This is a genomic window from Streptomyces sp. R41 (assembly GCF_041053055.1).
Lineage (GTDB): Bacteria > Actinomycetota > Actinomycetes > Streptomycetales > Streptomycetaceae > Streptomyces.
In genome coordinates this window covers 3,719,565-3,741,671 of the sequence record NZ_CP163443.1, presented here as the reverse complement: position 1 = coordinate 3,741,671, position 22,107 = coordinate 3,719,565, and the positions used below count along the sequence as shown (strand labels likewise).

Annotated in this window: 16 protein-coding genes and 2 pseudogenes; 14 read left to right on the top strand and 4 right to left on the bottom strand. The window is 70.0% G+C overall.

The window, feature by feature from the left end; genetic code table 11:
* Positions 1-180 precede the first annotated feature (180 nt).
* Both AB5J53_RS17335 and AB5J53_RS17330 read left to right on the top strand, forming a co-directional pair.
* The gene (locus AB5J53_RS17335; RefSeq protein ID WP_369252288.1) at positions 181-2,724 is read left to right on the top strand and encodes an amino acid permease; all 2,544 of its coding nucleotides are present in this window, start codon (positions 181-183) and stop codon (positions 2,722-2,724) included.
* Positions 2,725-2,830: 106 nt separating this feature from the next.
* Positions 2,831-3,088 (top strand): hypothetical protein, encoded by a 258-nt coding sequence (locus AB5J53_RS17330; RefSeq protein ID WP_369246556.1) that lies wholly within the window; start codon positions 2,831-2,833, stop codon positions 3,086-3,088.
* 15 nt (positions 3,089-3,103) lie between these two features.
* Here AB5J53_RS17330 and AB5J53_RS17325 read toward each other — a convergent pair whose 3' ends face one another.
* Positions 3,104-3,775: a hypothetical protein gene (locus AB5J53_RS17325; RefSeq protein ID WP_369246555.1), complete on the bottom strand. Its 672-nt coding sequence runs from the start codon at positions 3,773-3,775 to the stop codon at positions 3,104-3,106.
* A 293-nt stretch (positions 3,776-4,068) separates the two neighbouring features.
* On the opposite strand from AB5J53_RS17325, the gene AB5J53_RS17320 reads away from it, so the two are divergent.
* Entirely contained in the window at positions 4,069-4,884 is an 816-nt protein-coding gene (locus tag AB5J53_RS17320) for a DUF899 domain-containing protein (RefSeq protein ID WP_369246554.1), read from the top strand.
* A 177-nt stretch (positions 4,885-5,061) separates the two neighbouring features.
* Positions 5,062-5,273 (top strand): annotated as a pseudogene (locus AB5J53_RS17315) (transposase); the annotation flags it as partial.
* Between the two features lie 45 nt (positions 5,274-5,318).
* Here AB5J53_RS17315 and AB5J53_RS17310 read toward each other — a convergent pair.
* Both AB5J53_RS17310 and AB5J53_RS17305 read right to left on the bottom strand, forming a co-directional pair.
* A pseudogene (locus AB5J53_RS17310) lies at positions 5,319-5,488 on the bottom strand (arsenite S-adenosylmethyltransferase); the annotation flags it as partial.
* Between the two features lie 104 nt (positions 5,489-5,592).
* Positions 5,593-6,699: a glycosyltransferase gene (locus AB5J53_RS17305; protein WP_369246553.1), complete on the bottom strand. Its 1,107-nt coding sequence runs from the start codon at positions 6,697-6,699 to the stop codon at positions 5,593-5,595.
* A gap of 205 nt (positions 6,700-6,904) precedes the next feature.
* On the opposite strand from AB5J53_RS17305, the gene AB5J53_RS17300 reads away from it, so the two are divergent.
* Complete coding sequence (locus AB5J53_RS17300) at positions 6,905-8,401, top strand: glycosyltransferase family 39 protein (protein ID WP_369246552.1); 1,497 nt, start codon at positions 6,905-6,907, stop codon at positions 8,399-8,401.
* 572 nt (positions 8,402-8,973) lie between these two features.
* Here the strand turns inward: AB5J53_RS17300 and AB5J53_RS17295 are convergent.
* The gene (locus tag AB5J53_RS17295) at positions 8,974-9,795 is read right to left on the bottom strand and encodes a hypothetical protein (protein ID WP_369246551.1); all 822 of its coding nucleotides are present in this window, start codon (positions 9,793-9,795) and stop codon (positions 8,974-8,976) included.
* A 293-nt stretch (positions 9,796-10,088) separates the two neighbouring features.
* On the opposite strand from AB5J53_RS17295, the gene AB5J53_RS17290 reads away from it, so the two are divergent.
* The 9 genes from AB5J53_RS17290 to AB5J53_RS17250 all read left to right on the top strand — a co-directional run bounded on the left by AB5J53_RS17290 (position 10,089) and on the right by AB5J53_RS17250 (position 22,060).
* Positions 10,089-10,637 (top strand): GNAT family N-acetyltransferase, encoded by a 549-nt coding sequence (locus AB5J53_RS17290; RefSeq protein WP_369246550.1) that lies wholly within the window; start codon positions 10,089-10,091, stop codon positions 10,635-10,637.
* Positions 10,638-10,652: 15 nt separating this feature from the next.
* Positions 10,653-11,963 (top strand): hypothetical protein, encoded by a 1,311-nt coding sequence (locus AB5J53_RS17285; protein ID WP_369246549.1) that lies wholly within the window; start codon positions 10,653-10,655, stop codon positions 11,961-11,963.
* 48 nt (positions 11,964-12,011) lie between these two features.
* Positions 12,012-12,803 (top strand): TIGR03936 family radical SAM-associated protein, encoded by a 792-nt coding sequence (locus AB5J53_RS17280; RefSeq protein WP_369246548.1) that lies wholly within the window; start codon positions 12,012-12,014, stop codon positions 12,801-12,803.
* A 261-nt stretch (positions 12,804-13,064) separates the two neighbouring features.
* Entirely contained in the window at positions 13,065-17,081 is a 4,017-nt protein-coding gene (locus tag AB5J53_RS17275; protein WP_369246547.1) for an Rne/Rng family ribonuclease, read from the top strand.
* Between the two features lie 291 nt (positions 17,082-17,372).
* On the top strand, positions 17,373-17,693 hold the full coding sequence (gene rplU, locus AB5J53_RS17270) for a 50S ribosomal protein L21 (protein ID WP_028802589.1): 321 nt from the start codon (positions 17,373-17,375) through the stop codon (positions 17,691-17,693).
* A gap of 14 nt (positions 17,694-17,707) precedes the next feature.
* Positions 17,708-17,962: a 50S ribosomal protein L27 gene (gene rpmA, locus AB5J53_RS17265; protein ID WP_028802588.1), complete on the top strand. Its 255-nt coding sequence runs from the start codon at positions 17,708-17,710 to the stop codon at positions 17,960-17,962.
* 235 nt (positions 17,963-18,197) lie between these two features.
* Positions 18,198-19,634, top strand: coding sequence for a GTPase ObgE (obgE, locus tag AB5J53_RS17260; RefSeq protein WP_369246546.1), 1,437 nt, complete (start codon positions 18,198-18,200; stop codon positions 19,632-19,634).
* 331 nt (positions 19,635-19,965) lie between these two features.
* Positions 19,966-20,310 (top strand): FG-GAP repeat protein, encoded by a 345-nt coding sequence (locus tag AB5J53_RS17255; protein WP_369246545.1) that lies wholly within the window; start codon positions 19,966-19,968, stop codon positions 20,308-20,310.
* Between the two features lie 199 nt (positions 20,311-20,509).
* Positions 20,510-22,060 (top strand): alkaline phosphatase, encoded by a 1,551-nt coding sequence (locus AB5J53_RS17250; RefSeq protein ID WP_369246544.1) that lies wholly within the window; start codon positions 20,510-20,512, stop codon positions 22,058-22,060.
* Positions 22,061-22,107: the final 47 nt, after the last annotated feature.

Genomic DNA, 22,107 nt, shown 5'->3' with positions numbered 1-22,107 from the left:
CGTCACCCGGGCTGCTCGCTTGTGTGACCGGCGGCTTTCCTGCTGCCCTGCGCTGTTGCGGAGGGGAGCGGCCTGGCGTTGGAATCAAGTGTGAGGCACTTTCGCGGCGCCGTGTCCGCCGGCCGCCCCGCTCCCGGGACGGGGGCCGGCCGGAAAGGGCTCAAGAACGACGCCCTGGGCATGTTCTCCTCGGTGGTCATCGGGTTGGCCTCCACCGCCCCGGCCTACAGCCTCGCCGCAACGCTGGGCCTCATCGTGGCGGCGGTCGGCCTGCAGGCCCCGATCATCATCATGCTGTCGTTCGTGCCGATGCTGCTGATCGCGTACGCCTACCGGGAGCTCAACGCGAGCAACGCCGACTGCGGAACCACCTTCACCTGGGCAACCCGCGCCTTCGGCCCACGCACCGGCTGGATGGGCGGCTGGGGCATCATCGTCGCGAACGTCATCGTCATGGCGAGCCTCGCCGAGATCGCCGGTACCTACACCTTTCGGTTGGTGGGCCTGAACGGACTGGCGGATGACCGGCTGTGGACCACCGTGGCGGGCGTCGTCTGGATCGCCGTGATGACCACGGTCTGCTACGTCGGCATCCAGTTCTCGGCCGCCGTCCAGCGCTGGCTGCTGTGCCTGGAAGTGGGGATGCTGGTCCTTCTCGCCGTCGCCGCGATGGTCAGGGCCTATACCGACGCTCCCCCGACGGCGATCCATGTCTCCGCCTCCTGGTTCAACCCCTTCGAGGTGTCCTCGGTGAAGGGCCTCACTTCGGGCCTCCTGGCGGGAGTCTTCATCTACTGGGGCTGGGACACCGCCGTCTCGATCAACGAGGAAACCGTCGACAGCACACGCATCCCCGGGCGCGCCGCGGTCACGTCCACCGTGTTGCTCCTGATCACGTACGCGCTCGTGGCCACCTCGGCGCAGGCCTTCGCCGGAGTCGGCTCCTCGGGCGTCGGGCTGGGCAACATCAGCAACTCGGACGATGTGTTCTCCGGTCTGGGCGAGGCCGTCTTCGGGAGCAGCGACACAGGGCTTTTCCTGTCGAGACTGCTGATCCTGATGGTGCTGACCTCGGCGCTCGCCTCCACCCAGACCACCATCCTGCCGCTGGCCCGGACCGTCTTCTCCATGGCGGTCCACAAGGCCCTCCCGTCCCGGTTCGCCCGGGTCCACCGCAAGTTCCTCACCCCGACCTGGTCGACCGTCGGCATGGGAGCGGTCTCGATCGCCTTGCTCGTACTGCTGGCCTCCTTCAGCGGGAACGTGCTGGCCGACTCGGTCGATTCGGTGGGCCTCGCGATCGCGTTCCACTACGGGCTGACCGGATTCGCCTGCGTCTGGTACCACCGCAAGATCCTCAATCGGAGTACCAGGGACCTTGTCTTCAAGGGCGTGTTGCCCGGGCTGGGCGGGCTGATCATGCTTTGCCTGTTTCTCTACGCCGCCTTCGTCTACGCGGACCCCGGGTACGGGGCGACCAGCGTCGACCTGCCGCTGATCGGACCGACCGGCGGGGTCACCGTCCTGGGCCTGGGCGCCCTGCTGCTCGGTCTCCTGCTGATGCCGGTGGTCACCCGTGGCCACGCGGTGGCCCTCAAACTCCAGCGGAGCCTTCTTCCGCGCCGTCTGCCGCCGCACGCCGCCGTCGACTCGGCGAGCCGCTATCTGCCCGCCGACAGCGGGTCCGGGGTGGGCGGCGACTGGTACGACGTCATCCCCCTGTCGGGCACCCGGGTCGGCCTGGTCGTCGGGGACGTACTCGGTCACGGCCTGCGCGCCGCGGCCACCATGGGACGCCTGCGCACGGGTGTGCGCGTCCTGGCCCGGCTGGACCTGAGCCCGGACGAGCTCCTGTCCCGCCTGGGCGACCTGGTCGAGCAGACCGCGCACGAGGGCGGGGCCGGCCACGGCCCGGGCCACCTGAGGCCGCAGGTCGACGAGGCCCTGGGCGTGACGTGTCTGTACGGGGTGTACGACCCCGGCTCGGGGAAGTGCAGCCTGGCGCGGGCAGGGGAGTCGGTGCTGGCGGTCGTCGAACCGCACACGGGCGTCGTCGACTATCCGGAGCTGCCCCCCGGACCGCCGCTGGGGTTCGGTGGCCCGCCCTACCAGAGCACGGAACTGGAGCTCCCGCCGGGCAGTCTCATCGCCCTCTTCACGGGCGGTCTCCTCCAGGCGACCGACGGCCGTGACGCCGGGCTCGCGCAGCTGTCCCAGGTCCTCGCCGACGACCGAGGGTCCCTGGAAGAGCTGTGCGACCGGGCGGTGACCTGCCTGCTGCCCGGGCCGGTGGACGAGGACGCGACGCTGCTCGTGGCCCGTACGCACCTGCTCGACCGGAAGCAGTTCACCCAGTGGGAACTGCCCCCGGACCCGGCGGCGGTGGCCACCATCCGCGCCGCCGTCAGCAAGCAGCTCGGCGACTGGGGGCTGGACGACCTGGCGTTCGCCAGCGAGCTCATCGTCAGCGAACTCGTCACCAACGCCATCCGCTACGTCGGCGGCCCGATCCAGGTACGCCTGATCCGCGACCGGACCCTGATCTGCGAAGTCTCCGACACCGGCCACACCACGCCCAATCTGCGGCACGCCGCGAGCGACGACGAGGGAGGCCGGGGGCTGTTCATCATCGCCCAGATGACCCACCACTGGGGCACGCGCTACACCCCCACCGGCAAGACGATCTGGACCGAACAGGACCTGCCGTCGGCGGACGGCCAGTAGCACCTCCCGAGGTCAGGATGCGCCGAGAACGCCGCATTCACCGCATCGAGGCTCGTCAACGATCCAGTACGAGGTCGAACTGCTTCTGAGGAGCGAGAGGCCGGGGGTGCCGCCCTCCGCTCCTGGGTGGGGCCTGCTCGTCCCGCCGGCCTTGATCCTGTTGCTGTTGCTGTTCTTCTCGGAGCTCAGGGGCTTCGCATCCGCGATGACGGCCCTCGTGGTCGGCTGCGGAGTGGTCGCCGGAGTCGTCCTCACCACCCGGCGGACCAGGATCTTCTTGGTACTGCCCAAGCGCGGAGCCCAGGATCCGGCCGACGTGGACCGATTGCGGGGCGTCCTCGACCGGAACCTGCGCCGGTTGTAGGCCCGGGTTCGAGTCCTACGCACCGTGATGCCGGGTCAGGCATGTGAAATAGACCGCTTCGCCCCAGCCCGCGCTGTCCGCGAAAGAGAGCACCGCGGCGCGGGACGGAGGCTCGCACTCGGGCATCTCCGTCAGGAAAGCACCGTGCGTCAGGTCGTACGGAAGCAGGTCGGCGCACTGGTAGGCGGGTGTGTTCGCGAGCAGGATCGCGTCCTTCACGCCTGCGCTGTCCGATCCTGTGTAGACGAGGCAGTACGACGTGCTCGGATCACCGCCTGTCGTGGGTGCCTGGATGACGCGCACCTGTTCGAGGCCGGCTTGCGTCGTGATCTCGGGTGGCTCGGTCGAAGGTGAGGGAGCTGTCCAGATCGACGCCGACGGCGTGGCTGAATCCGTCTCGGGGGACGCCGTGGTCGTGCTCGTGGCCACCGCCGTCGGTGCTGCATGCGCCGCAGCGTCCGCACCCTGCGGCGAGGTGCCGCCGATGAGCGAAGCCACCCCGAAGCCGGCGAGCGCTCCCACCGCGCCGGCAAGGACCGCCAACCCGCCCCACTTGAGCCACGGATGACGCCGGGCAGCGTCTTCGCGCAGTCGGACGACCGGGATGTTGTCGAGGGTGTCGCCGTTGTGAAACCGGACGAGATCCTCCTCGTCGGGCCGTGGCGGGCGCTGCGGACTGTCGGCCATGATCCCCCCCGGGTGTGACGTGCGTGGAGCGAGAGGAAGCCTTCCCCGTCCGGGTGGCGGCTGTCAGGGCATTCGCGCAACTGGTTGGTCAGGCCGCTCCGGTGCCCGGTTCTTTCTGCGAATGCAGGCTGCCCAAGAGCGCATCTGTGAACTTGTCAGCCCGGCGTGGTCCGTGCAGGCTCGGCCGAGGGCGCCCCCTGCCGCGATGAGTTCCGGCCGGGCCGCGAGTCTGTTCTGGTGAGCGTCGTAGGACGTGGTACGACGCTGCCCGGCACGACACCACGGAGGACACCATGACGACCACGCCCGGCAACGCGAGCAGCAACCTCCCCGGCAAGCCGCCGGTCGTCGACCTGGCCACCTGGCAGGCGGCGCGCGAGGAGCTGCTGGTCCGCGAGAAGGCGCACACTCATGAGGGCGACGCGATCGCCGCGGCCCGGCGGCGGCTGCCGATGGTGGAGCTCGACGGGACGGTCGAGGTCGTCGGACCCGACGGGCCGGTCCCGTTCCTGGACCTGTTCCAGGGCCGCGACGAGCTCGTGGTCTACAAGCACATGTGGTACGACGGCGCGCCGCACCAGGGGCAGTGCGAGGGCTGCACCACCACGGCCTGGCACATGAAGGACGCCGTCTACCTCAACGCCCGCGGCGTCTCGTTCGCCATCCTGACCACGGGCCCGTGGGACGAGGTGGCCTCCTACGTCGAGTTCATGGGCTACACCCAGCCCTGGTACTCGGTGCGCGACGTGGACGCGCCGGTCGGCGGCAGCATGGGTTACATCACCTGCTTCCTGCGCGACGGCGACCGTGTGTTCCTCACCTACTCCACGACGGGCCGTGGCAACGAGCCGGTCAACGGGTCCCTCAGCCTGCTCGACATGACGCCTTACGGCCGCGGCGAGGCGTGGGAGGACAACCCCGAAGGCCGGCCTGTGATCGGCGATGTCCGCGAGGGGCACCCGTCTGTGGGCCGCCAGGCCTGCTGGTACTGGCGCTCGGACGCCGACGGGAACGCCACCTGGGGTCCGACCAGCCGGCCCGTGCCCCAGTGGACCCGCCCCGGCGCGACCCCCGTGGAGACCCTCGGCCGGCAAGGCCACCACCACTGACGCGCCTTCGTCGACGGCGTCGGCAAAAGGTGTTGGGTGCCGGGCGGAACATCCGGCCACTGCGAACGGCCCACGCGCGCTCGATCGATGGGCGGTTCGCCCGGCAGGTGAAGAACTCCTGGTGGGAGAGGGCTGTCCAGGCTTGCCACTCGCGCAGCGCTGTGTGAAGGTGCGCGTCTGGCCGACGGGCGTGGCCCAGTGCCGACCGCGGCCGTGATCGACTCCCAGACCGTCCGCGCCGCCGACAACATCCCGACCGCCGGCAACGGGTACGACGGCGGGAAGAAGATCAAGGCCGCAAGCGGCACGTCGCGGTCGACACCGGCGGGCTGCTGCCGGCCGTCGTGGTCACGACCGCCTCCTCGCAGGACCGCGACGGTGCGTTCCGCACCACCGCCGCGCTGCGCGAGGCGTTCTCCACGATCACCCTGATGTGGGCCGACGCCGCGGGCGGAGAGCAGGACGTCGATGCCGCGCCGGAGCCCAGGTCCAGGACGCGTTCGCCCTCGTGGGGGTCTGCCAGCGCGGTGGGGTTGCCGCAGCCCGGGGAGGCGGCGACGGCCGCGGCGGGCACGGCCTCGCGCTCCTCGGCGGCATAGAGGGTGAAATCAGCGCTCGTGGCAGACTGGGAGGGGCGGCAGTATGGCCGGCCGCTTCCCCTGCCGATGTCCGGTCTCCGCGCGGAACGACGGCCGTTCTGCCGCCGGATCAGTTGCCGACGAGTGTCCTCGCGCCCGCCCCGGAGCCCAGACGGAGCTTGGCGCGCGCGAAGTCCCTGTTCGCGACGACTCGTTCACGATGGGCGTCGGGCAACTTCCCGCCGTCCAGTAGCTTCTCGCAGCACTCCAGGGATTCGCGGTACGCGCCCACCCAGTACGACGCCACGGCCAGTTCGTCCAGCGCTCGCCAGTCGTACCAGGGATGCTCCACGAACAGGATGTCCTCCGGCTGCGGGATCTCCACCGCGCGCCGCGCGAACATGTACGCGAGCGGCCAGCGCTCTCCGTTCATACGGCACAGGTGTGCGAGCTCACCGAGCGGTTCGGCCCGTGTGGGCCGGTACTCGTGCGCCTCCAGGAAACGGGACATGACCTCGGGCATCCGGCGCTTGAGATCCACCGCGAGCCGCGCCGCGTAGAGCCGGGCACAGAACGCTTCCTCGGCGAAGCCGCCCATGGCCGCGCGCCGGTCGTACGCGGCGAGCGCCTTCGCGGGTTCACCTGCGTCGCGCCAGCTCTGGGCAAGATAGAAGGCGTAACGGGCGTTGTCCGGCTCCTTGGTGAGTCCCTCCTTGAGGATCGCGGCATCGCGGAGATACTTCTTCCGCTGGCTTCCCTGGAGACGTCCGCCGCCGCCCATGATGACCATGCGCGCGCCTTCGAAGGTCGCCCGGCTGAAAGGCGTGTCGCACTCCAGGTACTCGTGCAGCACACCGACGTACCGCCAGGGGAGGCGCGTCGACACCATCGTCGGGCGCCAGTGGACGATGGGACCGTGGCGCACCTCGAAGTCGTAGCAGTCATAGGTCAGTTCCGGCATCGTGAAGCCCGGACCGGTCTCCATCACGTCGTCGGCGTCGATGAACAGAAGGTAGTCCGCGCGGTCCCGTGCCAGATCGATCGCCTCGGTGCGGCTCAGGTCGAAGCCCTTCCAAGGGCTCTCGTACAGCGCCCCGGGCAGGTCGGCGAGAGTTTCGCGGATGACGTCCTGGGTGCCGTCGGCCGAGCCTGTGTCAAGGATGACCCATGTGTCGACAAGGGGGCGCACGGATTCGAGGCAGCGTCGGATCACGTGTGCCTCATTCTTGACGATCATATTGAGGCAGACCGTTTTCATGTCTTCTTCTTTTCTGTGATGAAAAGGATCGAGCGGTGACTTTAGTGAGTCGCGAAACCCCAAGCAAGCACCGTCGCCGGAGACTTGACGCCCATATAGGTGGTGGCTCGACCTGCCTGTCGTTCCGGCTGCCCGCGCCTGTGTATAAGTGAGCAGTTCCTGCTGCCGGGCATGGGAGATTTTTATGGTAATCACCGCGCCGATTCCCGCTTCACGCGATGAATTCCGGAGCGCCGAGGCCCCCGAGCCCGGAGGTAGCCGGACCGGCCTGTGGCTGTGGCCGTTCGTCCTCACTTTCGGCCTGACCGACTACGGACTGGCCGACTCTCAGCTGGGCCGCGACGAATTGGTCACCTGGGACATGGTGAACCGCAGCACCGGCCAGATCCTCGCCACTCTCCAGAACGTCGACGCCGTGCACGGCACGTATTACCTGCTGATGCACCTGTGGGTGGGGCTCTTCGGCGATTCCGTCATTTCCCTGCGGATTCCCACCGCGTTGGCAGTGGCCGGAACCGCGTCCGTAGTGAGTCTCATCGGAGACCGGCTCTTCGGACACCGTGCCGGGATTCTCGCCGGAATTCTCTTCGCGATCGTGCCGGCGGTGAGCCGCTATGGCCAGGAAGCCCGCAGCTACGCGCTGGTGATTTTCGCCGTCTCCCTGGCGACGCTCCTGCTGCTCCGGGCGCTGGACAACCCTCGCAGTCCCTGGCGATGGGCTGCCTACTCACTCACCCTGGCCGTCGTCGGACTTCTCCACCTGATCGCGCTGTCCGTCGTACTCGCCCACGCCTGCGTGCTCGCGGCCCATGCGCGACAGGACCGCTCCCTGTGGTGGAAGTCCGGCCTAGCTCTTCTGGCCACCGCCGGCTGCGTCGCCCCGGTCGCCCTGCTCGGCCGCTCCCAGGCGCAACGCCAGCTGTACTGGGTCCCGGAGCCCGACTCCTGGGCATTCCTGTCGATGATGCGTGACGTCTTCGCCTCCGCGCTGTGCGCCGGCGCCCTGATCGCCCTTGCCCTTCTGGCCCGTTCGCCGCGCAAGGCCCCCCTGCTCCTGTGCGGCACCTGGGCCCTTGTGCCCCCCGTCCTCGTCTGGCTCGCCTCGCACGGCGAGGTCTCCTACTTCCGCCACGTCTACGTCCTCTTCACCCTCCCGGCCTGGGCACTCCTCGCCGGCGCCGGCCTCTCCACGGTCCCCCGCTCCCGGAAAGCCACCGCGGCCCTCGTCGCGGCGCTGGCCGTCCTCACCCTGTCCGATCAGAAACAGATGCGACAGCCGTTCGAGCACGACGCCCCCGTGCCCCTCGACTACGCGGCGGCGGCCGACGTGATCAAGCAGCGCCACCAGCCCGGGGACGCCGTCGTCTACGACCGCGCGAACACCTGGAAGCTCGACAGCGGAGTCCAGTACTACCTGCCCCGCGACCTGAAGATGCGCGACGTCTTCCTGTCCAGGACCCCCACCGCGATCAACGACCTTTACCCGGTCGAGTGCTCCGCCCCGGTCCATTGCCTCAAGGGCGAGCAACGTATCTGGCTGCTGACCCAGGGCGCCGACTTCCCTTTCACCGCCATCAACCCGATGCAGGCGAACGCCCTGCAGAGCCAGTACAAGCTGTCCGCGAGTGAATCGGTGACGGGGATGACCGTGAGCCTGCTCGTACGCAAGGAGAAGAGCTAGCCGCCCTGGCGGGCTGACGCGCCGCCCCGGGAACCGGCATCCCGGGGGCGGGCCTGCACGGATGGGTAGTCGCTCTGCCGGGTTGGCCGGTGTCTGGGCGGTGTGTGCGGGTGCAGGCCGAGGCGCGGGCTCGTTTCGTACGGGACTGGCAGGCCGCGCAGGACGCCGAGGCACAACGGCAGCGGCAACTGGCGGCGTAGCAGGTGGAGTACGAACAGCGGGTCGAGGCGCAACGGTCCGAGGTGCCCGCCATACCGGGTGGTTCTGGCGCAGTGCATGCTGCTGGTCCCGGGCGATGAGGGCAAGCCGTGAGGCCCGGCGCTCGAATGACGGTGGGCGATCTCCATGGACCGCGCAAGACAGCGGGGTGGCCGACTGGTAGGAGGGGCGACGGCCCCCCGAGTTGGACGTGTGCGCACTGGTCTGCCACGGCGACCGGGTCCTCGGCGACGACCACTTCGTCTTCTTGTTGTGCAGATTTGTGGGCAGAGGCTCCGGGCGCCGCAAGGGGCGTCCGACGGTCCGTTACGGTCCATCGGACGCCCCTTATGCGGTGTGCCGGACGGTTGGACTTACGGGACGATGGTCCCGCCGTTGACGGCCCCGGCGGCCGGCTGCCTGTTCACGAGGACCCAGGCGTTGTTGTCACAGTTCAGAGTTCGGTTGCTGGTGACGATCTGGCAGTTGGTCTCCCAGACCGTTCCCGCGGTGGTCACGACGTCGACCCTCAAGTCCCCTTCCGCCTGGCCGCCCAGGCTGTGCTGGGCGACGGAAACTCCACAGGCGTTCTGCGGGTAGTCGGGGTGGCTGGTGAGGTCGGTCCACAGGAAGGGCCCGGGTGTCGCGCCCGTGAGGTCACGAATGCCCGCGTACGTCCGTGCTGGAGTGCCGGGGGTCAGCACGGACCGCACCTCGAAGTTGTTGCTGTCCTGGCTGGCGTCGATGTCGGCGCACGGTCCGGTGGCTCCGGTGGCACCCGTTCCACCCGTGGCACCCGTTCCACCCGTGGCACCGGTCGCGCCGGTGCCGGTGGCACCGGTGGCACCCGTGGCACCCGTGGCTCCCGTGTTGCCCTTCGGGCCGGTGGCTCCCGTGGCGCCCGTGGCGCCCTTCGGACCGGTCGCGCCGGTCGCGCCCTTGCACTTGTCCTTGTCGCCGCCGTGCGGGGCCCCGAAGGCCATCGACATGTGCTTCTTCGAGTCGTGCTTGCACTCGTCCCCGCCGTAGCGGTTCGTCGCGGTCGCGTGACCGGTCACGCCCTGGGCCGCTGCGACGCTCGGGCTGACAACGCCGGTTGCCACGACCAGCGCGAGCGAGGCCACCATTCCGGCCTTCTTGAACCTGTCTCGCGCCAGCGGCCCGAGTAGCGAACGCGTCCTGTACTCAGGACTCATCTACGTGCTCCTTGCATTCAACCTGTCCCGGGGGGATTCCCCGAAGCCGGGTGAGAGCTTGACCTGAGTCCGGTGGGTTGAGAGGCGTATTCGGTCAGAAACGCGCACAGTTGTCCACGTATCGGACTAATTCATACGTGCTGATGGGTCATTTTTTGCACATTGATGCCCTATCGGGCTCACATGAGGCCGATCGGGCGCTGTTGCGGCTCACTCCCGCGTGGATGAGCGGCCGCGGTTCCGGTACGTGCCAGGGCCTGCGCGCAAGGCGGTCGCCCCTGCACACTGCCTCCATGCCACAGCTGACGACGCCTCATGTCCGTTACCGGGCCTCCTTCCTGGGGGCCGTGCGGGAGAACGTCGCCGAGGGTGAGTTCTTCGGCGACACCCTCAATAGAGAGCTGGACTTGTACGGGGACACCTGGCACGAGTCGCACGGCTTCGCGCGGTACGTCGCCGCGATCCGTGAGGAGGAGCTGGAGGAGGGGCGCCGCCCGGAGGGGTTCGTGCCCGCCACCTGGTACTGGTACGTCGACGGGGACTCCTACCTCGGGCGCATCCAGATACGGCACCGGCTCACGCCCTCGCTGCTCGAACTCGGCGGGCACATCGGGTACGGCGTACGTCCGAGCGCCCGCCGCAAGGGGTACGCCACGGCGATGCTCCGGGATGTGCTGCCGTACGCCCATGGCCTTGGGCTCGACCGAGTGCTGGTCACCTGCGACATCACGAACATCGGCTCCCGCAAGGTGATCGAGGCGGCCGGCGGGGAGTTCGAGGACGAGCGGGACGGGAAGCTCCGGTACTGGGTGCCCACCGACCGCATCCATGACGGCGTCTGACGCGTCTACGCAGGTATGGATCTGGAAAAGGCGCCTGCTGAGCGGCCCGTGGCGCAGGCCGAGGGGTGCCTCGCCGTCGCGATCCGCATTCCCGTACGGATCGTGGTGCTCGTCCTGGTCTTGCCGGTGCGGATGGTGTGGGACGCGCTGGTCGTGGGCGGAAGGTTCCTGCGGGACACCGTGCTGCGGCCGGTCGGGCGGGTGCTGGCCTGGGTGGCGTGGGCGGTGTTCGTCTGGCCGTGGGTGACCTTGTGGCGTTACGTGGTCGTGCCGGTCGGCAGGGTGCTGGCCTGGCTCGGCCATGTGCTGATCGTCGTACCCGCGGTGTGGCTGTACCGCACGGTGCTGACGCCCATCGGACACGCGATCGCGTGGGCGGCGCGGGGGATCGGGGCCGGGATCGCCCGGGTGTTCGGGGGCATCGCGCTCGGACTCGCGTGGCTGTACACGCGGGTACTCACGCCTGTCGGACACGCGATCGTCTGGTTGTTCAAGGGATTGGGGCTGGTGCTCACGGCCGTCGGGATCGGGGTGTACACCGCCGTTGCCTGGCTGGCGCGGTACCTCCTCGTCGTACCGGCCCGGTGGCTGTACGAGTGGGTTCTCACGCCTGTCGGGCACGCGATCGTGTGGTTGTTCAAGGGATTGGGGCTGGTGCTCACGGCCGTCGGGATCGGGGTGTACACCGCCGTTGCCTGGCTGGCGCGGTACCTCCTCGTCCTGCCGGCCCGGTGGCTGTACGAGTGGGTTCTCGCGCCCGTCGGCAGGGGGATCGCCTGGCTGGCGCGCGGTCTCGTGTGGCTCGTACGGATGATCTTCACCGGGATCGGCGCCGCGATCTACTGGACGCTGCGCATCCTGCTGGTGCTGCCCGCGCTCGCGATATGGCGCTGGGTGCTCGTGCCGGTCGGACGCGTGCTCGCCGTCATCGGCAGGGAGATCGGCGCGGCCCTGGGGCATGCCTGGCGCATAGCAGGACACATCTCGCTCGCCGTCGGGCGGTTCCTCGGGCGACTCTTCCGGTGGATCTTCGTGGAGCCGGTGCGCTGGGCGTACCAGGCCGTGCTGACGCCCGTCGGGCACGTCATTCGTGACACGGTCCTGCGGCCCGCCGCCGAGGCCGCGCGCAGCGTGGGACGGGCGACACGGCAGGCCCTGGCCGCCGCCCGCGAGTCCGCACGGCAGGCCCGCGCCGACTTCCGGCGGATGCTCTTCGGCGCCCCGCGCGAGCCGGAGCGGGTGCCTTTGGCGAAGCCCCGCCGGGAACCACAGCCCGGCGAGACACGTACTCTAGGTAGCAGTACGACCGCTCTCACGAAGGACTGAACGACACTGGGCAAGCGACAGCCCGAAGGCCCGCCGCCCGCACCCGCGGTGCAGCGCATCCGACTGCGCTACACCAAGCGCGGCCGCCTCCGGTTCACCAGCCACCGTGACTTCCAGCGCGCCTTCGAGCGTGCGTTGCGCCGTGCCGAGGTGCCCATGGCGTACTCGGCGGGGTTCACGCCGCATCCGAAGGTGTCGTACGCCAATGCCGCACCCACCGGCACGGGCAGTGAGGCGGAGTATCTGGAGATCGCGCTCACCGAGACGCGTGACCCGGACAAGCTGCGCGAGCTCCTCGACGAGTCGTTGCCCGCAGGGCTCGACATCATCGACGCGGTCGAGGCCCGTACCTCGGGTCTCGCCGACCGGCTCACCGCTTCCGTGTGGGAGCTGCGCCTGGACGGCGTGGACCCGGCAGACGCGGAGCGCGCGGTCGAGGCCTTCAAGGCGGCCGATGTCGTCGAGGTCCAGCGCAGGACGAAGAACGGCATGCGGACGTTCGACGCCCGCAGCGCCGTAGCAAGCCTTGAGACGCACAGCGAGACGCAGAGTCCACAGGCTGATAGGCCGACCGACCAGCCCTGTGCGATACTGCGGCTGGTTGTTCGGCACGTGACGCCTGCCGTTCGACCCGACGACGTCCTGTCCGGTCTTCGCGCCGTGGCCGACCTGGCGCCGCCGGTCGCCGCAGCGGTGACCAGGCTGGCGCAGGGGCTGTTCGATGAAGAGACCGGCACGGTGACCGACCCGCTCGCGCCCGACCGCGAGGCAGTCACGGCCGTCCCGCCCTCTCACGAAGAGGCGGTCGCCGCATCTGCCACCGCGAAGGCGCCGGCGTAAGGAAGGTCCCGCGTAAGGACAGATGTCGTAGCGCCGCCCTCGTATCCGGGAGCCACCTGGGTCGGGCAGCGCACCGACCAGAAGACTTTCGCCAGGCCGTACGCACACATGGCGTACGGAACCGGTGAGACAGGACACAGAGAGCTCCCGTGCGGCGCCCGCGCCCCGGACGGCGGCACCGCGCATCGCGCGAGCCGCGGACGTCACCGGCACTGCCGGACCAGGCGCGGCGCCCGGGAGCCTGACGGGAGATCCACCCGCATGCTCGAGCCGACCGAACCCACTGAGGGTTCCGAAAACAACAACACCCCGAGCGACACCCTGCCGCCGCGGCGCCGCCGCCGTGCGGCGTCGCGCCCCGCAGGTCCGCCGGCCGCCGCCTCCGAGGCCGCGGCCGAGACCACCGCGCCGGCCATACCGGCCGTGGCGTCCCCCCTCGCGCAGGACGAGACCTCCGTGCACGCCGAGGTCGTCGAGACGGAAGAGGCCGCTGAGGCCGTAGCGGCGGCTGAGGCTGAAGAGACCGCCGCGGTCGTCGAGACCCCGGCGCCCGTGGCCGAGACCGAGGAAGCCGCCCCGCGTCGTACGCGTCGTCGTGCCACCCGCCGCGTCTCCGCACCCACCGGTGCGCCCGAGACGGCCGAGGCCGCTGAGACCGTGGTGCCCGCGGTTCCGGCCGAGGCCGAGGTCGCGACCGAGGTCGAAGAGACCCCCGCTGAGACCCCCGCCCCCGCCGCCGTGGAGGAGACCGCGCCCGCCGGTCGTACGCGTCGTCGTGCGACCCGTCGCGCCTCGGCGCCGACCGGGGCACCCAAGGCGGCCGAGATCGTCGAGGCCGGTGAGGCCGTGGCGACGGCTGAGGCGGTCGAGGAGCCTGTGAGCGCCGACGTGTCCGCCGAGGCCCCCGCCGCCGTCGAGGAAGCCGCACCCCGCCGCACCACCCGTCGTCGTGCCACCCGGCGCGTCTCCGCGCCCGCCGGTGCGCCCGAGGGCGACGCCGCCGACGAGCGTGTGGAGGCGCCCGTGACCAGCGAGAACAAGCCCACCGAGAGCACCGAGAGCGCCGATACCGAGGCCGCCGAGGACGGCGCCCCGCGTCGTACGCGCCGCCGTGCCACCCGCAAGGCCGCCGTCGGTTTCTCCGCGCCCGCGCCGAAGGAAGCCGAGTCCGCGCAGCGGCCCAAGCGTCCCGCCGTCGCCGTGTTCCAGGCGCCCGTGTTCACCGAGCCGATGTTCCAGACTCCCGAGCGCGCCGCCGCAGCGGCTGCCGCCGAGGCGGCTGAGGAGGTCGCGGAGGTCACCGAGCCCGCTGCGGCCGCTGTGGCCCCCGAGGCCGCAGAGGCCGCCGAGGTCGTCCAGGAGGAGACCGGGCCGCGCCGTCGCCGGCGTCGCCGGGCCGTCGAGGAGGAGCCCGCGGCCGTGACCGCGGAGGCCGCCGAAGAGGCCGAGGACGCCGAGTCCGCCGAGGACGCCGTCGAGGGTGACGAGGGCGAGGAGGAGTCCGCGGGCTCCCGTCGCCGTCGCCGTCGTGGCGGCCGTCGCCGTCGCCGTGGCGAGTCCGCAGAGACGGACGGCGAGGCGGGCGAGGACGAGTACGCCGCCGAGCAGGCCGCGCAGGACGCCGAGGACACCGCCGAGCAGGCCGAGGAAGACGCCGAGGAGGCCGAGGAGCGCGAGGAGTCGGGCGGTTCCGGCTCCAGCAGCAGCCGTCGCCGTCGTCGTCGCCGTCGTCGCGCCGGTGACTCCGGCACCGACGTCGAGCCCGGCGAGAACGACCCCGAGCGCACCGTCGTCAAGGTCCGCGAGCCGCGCGGCAAGAAGGACGAGCGGCCCGGCGACGGCACGGACGAGGTGCAGTCCATCAAGGGCTCGACCCGCCTCGAAGCGAAGAAGCAGCGTCGTCGTGAAGGGCGCGAGCAGGGCCGTCGCCGCGTCCCGATCATCACCGAGGCCGAGTTCCTGGCCCGCCGCGAGGCCGTCGAGCGTGTGATGGTCGTCCGCCAGAGCGGCGAGCGCACCCAGATCGGCGTCCTGGAAGACAACGTGCTCGTCGAGCACTACGTCAACAAGGAGCAGTCGACCTCGTACGTCGGCAACGTCTACCTGGGCAAGGTCCAGAACGTGCTGCCGTCGATGGAGGCCGCCTTCATCGACATCGGCAAGGGCCGCAACGCGGTGCTCTACGCAGGTGAGGTCAACTTCGAGGCGCTGGGCATGGCCAACGGGCCGCGCCGCATCGAGTCCGCGCTGAAGTCCGGCCAGTCGGTCCTCGTGCAGGTCACCAAGGACCCGATCGGTCACAAGGGCGCCCGCCTCACCAGCCAGGTCTCCCTCCCCGGCCGCTACCTGGTCTACGTGCCCGAGGGCTCGATGACCGGCATCAGCCGCAAGCTGCCCGACACCGAGCGCGCGCGTCTGAAGACCATCCTCAAGAAGATCGTCCCCGAGGACGCGGGCGTCATCGTGCGCACCGCCGCCGAGGGCGCGAGCGAGGACGAGCTGCGCCGCGATGTCGAGCGACTGCAGGCGCAGTGGGAGGACATCCAGAAGAAGGCGAAGAACGGCAACGCTCCGACGCTGCTGTACGGCGAGCCGGACATGACCGTCCGAGTCGTCCGCGACATCTTCAACGAGGACTTCTCCAAGGTCATCGTGAGCGGCGACGAGGCGTGGGAGACCATCCACGGGTACGTCGCGCATGTCGCGCCCGACCTGGCCGACCGGCTGTCGAGGTGGACCTCCGAGGTCGACGTCTTCGCGACGTACCGGATCGACGAGCAGCTGATGAAGGCGCTGGACCGCAAGGTCTGGCTGCCGAGCGGCGGTTCGCTGGTGATCGACAAGACCGAAGCCATGGTCGTGATCGACGTCAACACCGGCAAGTTCACCGGTCAGGGCGGCAACCTCGAAGAGACCGTGACCAGGAACAACTTGGAAGCGGCCGAGGAGATCGTGCGCCAGCTGCGGCTGCGCGACCTGGGCGGCATCGTCGTCATCGACTTCATCGACATGGTCCTGGAGTCCAACCGGGACCTGGTGCTGCGGCGCCTCCTGGAATGCCTGGGACGCGACCGTACGAAGCACCAGGTGGCGGAAGTGACGTCGCTGGGTCTGGTGCAGATGACGCGCAAGCGCGTCGGGCAGGGCCTGCTGGAGTCCTTCTCCGAGACCTGCGTCCACTGCAACGGCCGCGGCGTCATCGTGCACATGGAGCAGCCGACCTCCGTCGGAGGCGGCGGCAAGCGCAAGAAGCGCGGCCGTGGCGGCGCTGAGCAGCCGCTCGAGCACGAGCACGAGGCCGTGGCGTCGGAGACGACCGAGGCTGCCGAAGCCGCCGAGGTCATCGAGGTGGAGACCGAGGCCGAGGTGGCTGCCGAGGCCGCCGAGCCCACCGCGCTGCCCGCGCCCGAGTTCGAGCCGGACGAGGAGCTGTACGGCAGCGCCGCCGAGGCGGAGGCCGCGGCCACCCGTGGCCGTTCGCGGCGCCGGGCGACCCGGCGCGCGTCGGCTCCGGCCGGTGCGCCGAAGGCTGAGGGGCGTCCTCCGACGAAGCGTGAGGAGCGCGCCGAGCGGGCCCTCAAGTCGCGGGAGGCCGCCGAGTCCGAGCCTGTCGCGGTCGAGGACCCGGTCGTCGAGGCGCCCGAGGCACCCGCGGTCGCGGAGGCCCCCGTACAGGAGGAGGCCGCTCCCAAGGGCCGTACGCGCCGCCGTGCGACCCGCAAGGTGTCGGCCCCGGCCGGTTCGCCGAAGGTGGCGGAAGAGGCCGTGGTGACGGTCACGGAGCCGGTTTCCGTGCCGGAAGCCGCCCCCGAGGTCGCCTCGGAGGTCGTCGAGCCGAAGCCCGAGCCCGTGGTCGAGCCTGCCGCCGAGGCGCCCGCCGAGAGCGCCGCCCCGGCCCGTCCGCGCCGCCGAGCCGTCCGCAAGGCCACCGCGCCCACCGCGTCCGAGGAGGCGGCCGTCGTGGTCGTCCCGTCGGCGACGGCGTCCGTGGAGACGGCCGAGGTCGTCGAGCCGGCGGAGGTCGTCGAGACGGCCGACGCGGCCGAGTCCGAGGCTCCGGCCGCCGCCAAGAAGGCGGCCGCCCGTAAGACGGCCAAGAAGGTGACGGCGAAGAAGGCCGCCACCAAGAAGACCGCTGCCAAGAAGACGGCCGCCAAGAAGGCCACGGCCAAGAAGGTGACCGCGAAGAAGGCCGCGGCCACCAAGGCGACGGCGAAGAAGACCGCGGCGGCGGAGCAGACCCTGTCCTCCGTCTCGGCTTCGACCGACGAGGGCTGAGCCACCGTCTCCGGGCGCGCGAGCGCTCCGGAATCCGGCTCGACCGACGCCCCCTGTCCTGCGGATTCGCAGGGCCGGGGGTGTCGGCGTGACCGGTGGCACACCTGTGGGGCCCGGCCTGGTTTGACCCTTTCGGTCGTGGCCCCGTAACCTTGACCGTCGGCGTGTCCATAGACGCGCCGCATTCCCGTAAACCTCTTCCTCCCGGCGCTCGGCGCTTCGGGAGAGGCCGTTCGCGCAAGCGCGCGGCTGGACTGCGGGGATTCCGTTCCGAGCGAGAGAGAGATCCGCGTGTACGCCATCGTGCGCAGCGGTGGTCGCCAGCACAAGGTTGCTGTCGGCGACATCGTTGAGGTTGACAAGATTTCCACTGCCAAGGTTGGCGACACGGTCGAGCTCTCGACCCTGCTCGTTGTCGACGGCGACGCCGTGACCAGCGACCCGTGGGTGCTGGCCGGTATCAAGGTCCAGGCCGAGGTCGTGGACCACCACAAGGGCGCGAAGATCGACATCCTTCGCTACAAGAACAAGACCGGCTACCGCCGTCGTCAGGGCCACCGCCAGCAGTACACGGCGATCAAGGTCACTGAGATCCCCGCGGCTGCGAAGTAAGGGACTGAGGAGAGATGGCACACAAGAAGGGCGCATCGTCCACTCGGAACGGTCGCGACTCCAATGCTCAGCGGCTCGGCGTGAAGCGCTTCGGCGGTCAGGTCGTCAACGCCGGTGAGATCCTGGTCCGCCAGCGCGGTACCCACTTCCACCCGGGCAACGGCGTCGGCCGTGGCAAGGACGACACGCTGTTCGCCCTTGACGCCGGTGCGGTGGAGTTCGGTACCCACCGTGGCCGCAAGGTCGTGAACATCGTTCCGGTCGCCTGATCAGTCCCCTCAGGACACAGGCTCCGTAGAACAGAGTTCTTCGCGAGGCGGACCTCACTTCCCGATCGGGAAGGCGGGTCCGCCTTTCGCGTGTTGTTAGTAGACGCAGTACGCAAGAGACATTCCGTACGCAAGACATTCCGTACGCATCCGTACACGAGACATTGCGTACGCATCCGTACGCGAGACCTTTCCGTACGGGACCGAAGTAACCGAAGTGCTGGAGGCACCCCCCATGACCACCTTCGTGGACCGCGTCGAGCTGCATGTCGCCGCGGGTAGCGGAGGCCACGGCTGTGCCTCCGTACACCGGGAGAAGTTCAAGCCGCTGGGCGGCCCCGATGGCGGCAACGGCGGCCGTGGCGGTGACGTGATGCTGGTCGTCGACCAGTCCGTCACCACGCTGCTCGACTACCACCACAAACCGCACCGCAGCGCCACCAACGGCAAGCCCGGCGAGGGCGGCAACCGTTCCGGCAAGGACGGCCAGGACCTGATCCTGCCGGTGCCGGACGGCACGGTCGTGCTCGACGGGGCGGGCAACGTGCTCGCGGACCTCGTCGGCCACGGCACGTCGTACGTCGCCGCGCAGGGCGGCCGTGGGGGCCTCGGCAACGCGGCGCTGGCCTCGGCCCGTCGCAAGGCGCCCGGCTTCGCGCTGCTCGGCGTGCCCGGGGACCTGCAGGACATCGTCCTTGAGCTGAAGACGGTCGCGGACGTGGCCCTGGTCGGCTACCCGAGCGCCGGCAAGTCGTCGCTCATCTCGGTCCTGTCGGCCGCCAAGCCGAAGATCGCGGACTACCCGTTCACGACTCTCGTCCCCAACCTGGGTGTCGTGACCGCCGGCGAGACCGTCTACACGATCGCCGACGTGCCCGGACTCATTCCCGGCGCGAGCCAGGGCAAGGGCCTCGGCCTGGAGTTCCTCCGCCACGTCGAGCGCTGCAGCGTCCTGGTCCACGTCCTGGACACCGCGACTCTGGAGTCCGACCGCGACCCCGTCTCCGACCTCGACATCATCGAGGAGGAGCTGAAGCAGTACGGCGGTCTCGACAACCGGCCGCGCGTCGTCGTCCTCAACAAGATCGACGTGCCGGACGGCAAGGACCTGGCCGAGATGGTCCGTCCGGACCTGGAGGCGCGCGGTTACCGCGTCTTCGCGGTGTCCGCGGTCGCGCACACGGGCCTCAAGGAGCTGTCCTTCGCGCTCGCCGAGCTGGTCGGGCAGGCGCGGGCCGCCAAGCCCAAGGAGGAGGCGACCCGGATCGTCATCCGCCCGAAGGCGGTCGACGACGCCGGCTTCACCGTGGTCCAGGAGGAGGACGGCCTCTTCCGCGTGCGCGGTGAGAAGCCCGAACGCTGGGTCCGTCAGACCGACTTCAACAACGACGAGGCCGTCGGCTACCTCGCCGACCGCCTCAACCGCCTCGGCGTCGAGGAAGAGCTGATGAAGGCGGGCGCCCGCACGGGTGACGGCGTCGCCATCGGCCCCGAGGAGAACGCGGTCGTCTTCGACTGGGAGCCGACGGTCATGGCCGGTGCGGAGATGCTCGGTCGCCGTGGTGAGGACCACCGGTTCGACGCGCCGCGGCCCGCCGCCCAGCGTCGCCGGGACAAGCAGGCGGAGCGGGACGAGGCGGAGAAGGAGTACGACGACTTCGAGCCGTTCTAGGGGCGGGTCGGTGGGGCTGGGGGGCGGTTTTTCGCCCTGGCCCCTACCCGTGAGGGCTTGTCGCGCAGTTCCCCGCGCCCCACTTGGGGGCGCGGGGAACTGCGCAGTCTTTTAGGGGGTCTGGGGGCGCAGCCCCCAGGTACGGGACGGGCAGGGGCGGAGGGGGCGAAAAACCCACCCCCAGCCCCCACTCAGCCGCCGCCCCAAGTGAACGCCAGGGCAATCCACGGCATGGGCAGGGCAACCGACCAGGCGGGCCGCAAGCCGTAGTGGGCGCGGATGAGGATCTTCCTCTTCGCGCCCGACTTGCTTCCAGACGCCCGAAGTCGACGTGTCCGAGCCTGCCCTGCCGAGAACCCGGCGCGCGACCGTCGTAGCGATCACCCTGTTCGCCACGACCGCCACCGCCGTCCCGATCGCGAACAGCGCCGGGGTGCCCGGCACCGCCGAGAACCAGGACGTCTTCGGCTCGGCCACCCGGCTGATCGACGCCAACCGCGACGGACGTGCCGAACTCGCCGTCGGTGCCCCCGGTGAGAACACGAACGCCGGTTCGGTGTGGGCGTTCAAATCCACTGCGTCCGGCGTCATCCCGACCGGCTCGTACACCTTCGGTGCGGGCACGCTGGGCACGGTGGCGGCGGGCGCCCGGCCGGGTCAGGGCTTCGCCTACTGACGTGCCATCAAGCCCGCTGCGACGCGGGGGAGTTTCGCCAAAGAATGACTGGAGTTTCGCCAAAATCTCCCTGTCGCGGCGGGTCGTTCGTTGCTCGTGCATTTGTCATGCCTACGATGCGTTCTGTTCAACGAGCGGGCTGCTGCGCCGTGTGAGCTTCCCGGTGTCCAAGGGGCCACCGAGGCAAGGGAGTTCGCCGATGTCCGGAGCAGTCTCACGCGATCGACGCCGCTTTCTCACCGCCGGGGCCGCCGTGCTCGGCGCGGCCGCCTCCGCCCAGCTCTGGCTGCCCAGTGCCGCGCGCGCTGCCGAAACACCGCTGCCCGACGGCGTGTTCACGCTCGGTGTCGCCTCCGGTGACCCGCTGCCCGACGGCATCGTGCTGTGGACCCGACTCGCGCCCGATCCCCTGAACGGCGGCGGCATGCCCGACCGCACGGTGTCGGTCGACTGGGAGATCTCCGAGGACAGCCGCTTCCGGAAGCCTGTGCGCCGCGGCACCGCCCAGGCGCGGTCCGAGTACGGGCACAGCGTGCACGTCGACGTCCGCGGGCTGCGCCCCGACCGCCGGTACTGGTACCGCTTCCGCGCCGAGGGACAGCTCTCGCCGACCGGCCGCACCCGTACCGCACCGCCCCCGTACAGCTCGGGCGGCTCTCTGCGGGTCGCTCTCGCCTCCTGCCAGAACTGGCAGAACGGCTACTTCACGCCGTACGCCGACATGCTCGACCAGGATCCGGACTTCGTGCTCTTCGTCGGGGACTACATCTACGAGTCCAAGCCGTCGGCCACCGCCGTACGCAAGCACGAGGGCAGCGACGAGCCGTACACCCTCGTCCAGTACCGCAACCGCTACGCGCAGTACCGCACCGATCCGCACCTCGCGGCGATGCACGCCAATGCCCCCTGGGTGGTCACCTTCGACGACCACGAGGTCGACAACGACTTCGCCGGCGAGATCCCGCAGGACCCCGACAAGCAGACGCACGACGCCTTCGTCGCCCGGCTGACCGCCGCCTACCAGGCGTACTACGAGCACATGCCGGTCCGCGCCGGCGCGATCCCGAACGGGCCGCACATCCAGATGTACCGCCGGCTCGACTTCGGACGCCTCGCCCGCCTCAACGTCCTGGACACCCGGCAGTTCCGCAGCAACCAGGCGACCAGCCAGGCGGGCGCCGAGGACCCCTCGCTCACCATGCTCGGCGCCGAGCAGAAGGACTGGCTGCTGGACGGCCTGCACAAGTCGCCGACCCGCTGGAACCTGATCGCCTCTCAGATCATGATGGCCGAGACCGACCTCCAGGTCGGCGAGGGCAAGCTCTGGTACTACGACGCCTGGGACGGTTACCAGGCCGAACGCAACGCCCTCATGGAGGAGTTCGCGGGCTTCCGCAACCCGGTCGTGATGACCGGCGACCGGCACCTCACGATGATCAGTGATCTCAAGGAGGACTTCGCCGACCCGGACTCCGACGTCGTCGGCGCCGAGTTCGTCGGGACCTCCATCTCCAGCGGCGGCGACCAGGATCAGGCGGCCTTCCACAAGGAGTGGGACCCGCGGATGGCGGACAACCCGCACTGGAAGTTCATCGACGCCCACCGCGGCTACCACCTCTTCGACATCCGCCGCGACGGCATCGACGCCCAGGTGCGCGTCCCGGAGACGGTTCTGCAGCCGGACGCCGCCTCCAGCACGCTGGCCCGGCTGCGCGTCGAGGCGGGGAAGCCCGGCGTACGCCTCGTGTGACGGTCACCCGAGCCGGGCGTACGGCTCGTATGAACCGACGCTGATAC

Bases quoted from the DNA above. Each gene is read 5' to 3' on its own strand.
- AB5J53_RS17275 (WP_369246547.1), top strand. From the start codon at position 13,065: ATGCTCGAGCCGACCGAACCCACTGAGGGTTCCGAAAACAACAACACC.
- AB5J53_RS17290 (WP_369246550.1), top strand. From the start codon at position 10,089: ATGCCACAGCTGACGACGCCTCATGTCCGTTACCGGGCCTCCTTCCTG.
- AB5J53_RS17295 (WP_369246551.1), bottom strand. From the start codon at position 9,795: ATGAGTCCTGAGTACAGGACGCGTTCGCTACTCGGGCCGCTGGCGCGA.
- obgE (WP_369246546.1), top strand. From the start codon at position 18,198: ATGACCACCTTCGTGGACCGCGTCGAGCTGCATGTCGCCGCGGGTAGC.
- AB5J53_RS17250 (WP_369246544.1), top strand. From the start codon at position 20,510: ATGTCCGGAGCAGTCTCACGCGATCGACGCCGCTTTCTCACCGCCGGG.
- AB5J53_RS17300 (WP_369246552.1), top strand. From the start codon at position 6,905: ATGGTAATCACCGCGCCGATTCCCGCTTCACGCGATGAATTCCGGAGC.
- AB5J53_RS17285 (WP_369246549.1), top strand. From the start codon at position 10,653: ATGGATCTGGAAAAGGCGCCTGCTGAGCGGCCCGTGGCGCAGGCCGAG.
- AB5J53_RS17325 (WP_369246555.1), bottom strand. From the start codon at position 3,775: ATGGCCGACAGTCCGCAGCGCCCGCCACGGCCCGACGAGGAGGATCTC.
- AB5J53_RS17335 (WP_369252288.1), top strand. From the start codon at position 181: ATGTTCTCCTCGGTGGTCATCGGGTTGGCCTCCACCGCCCCGGCCTAC.
- rpmA (WP_028802588.1), top strand. From the start codon at position 17,708: ATGGCACACAAGAAGGGCGCATCGTCCACTCGGAACGGTCGCGACTCC.
- AB5J53_RS17320 (WP_369246554.1), top strand. From the start codon at position 4,069: ATGACGACCACGCCCGGCAACGCGAGCAGCAACCTCCCCGGCAAGCCG.
- AB5J53_RS17305 (WP_369246553.1), bottom strand. From the start codon at position 6,699: ATGATCGTCAAGAATGAGGCACACGTGATCCGACGCTGCCTCGAATCC.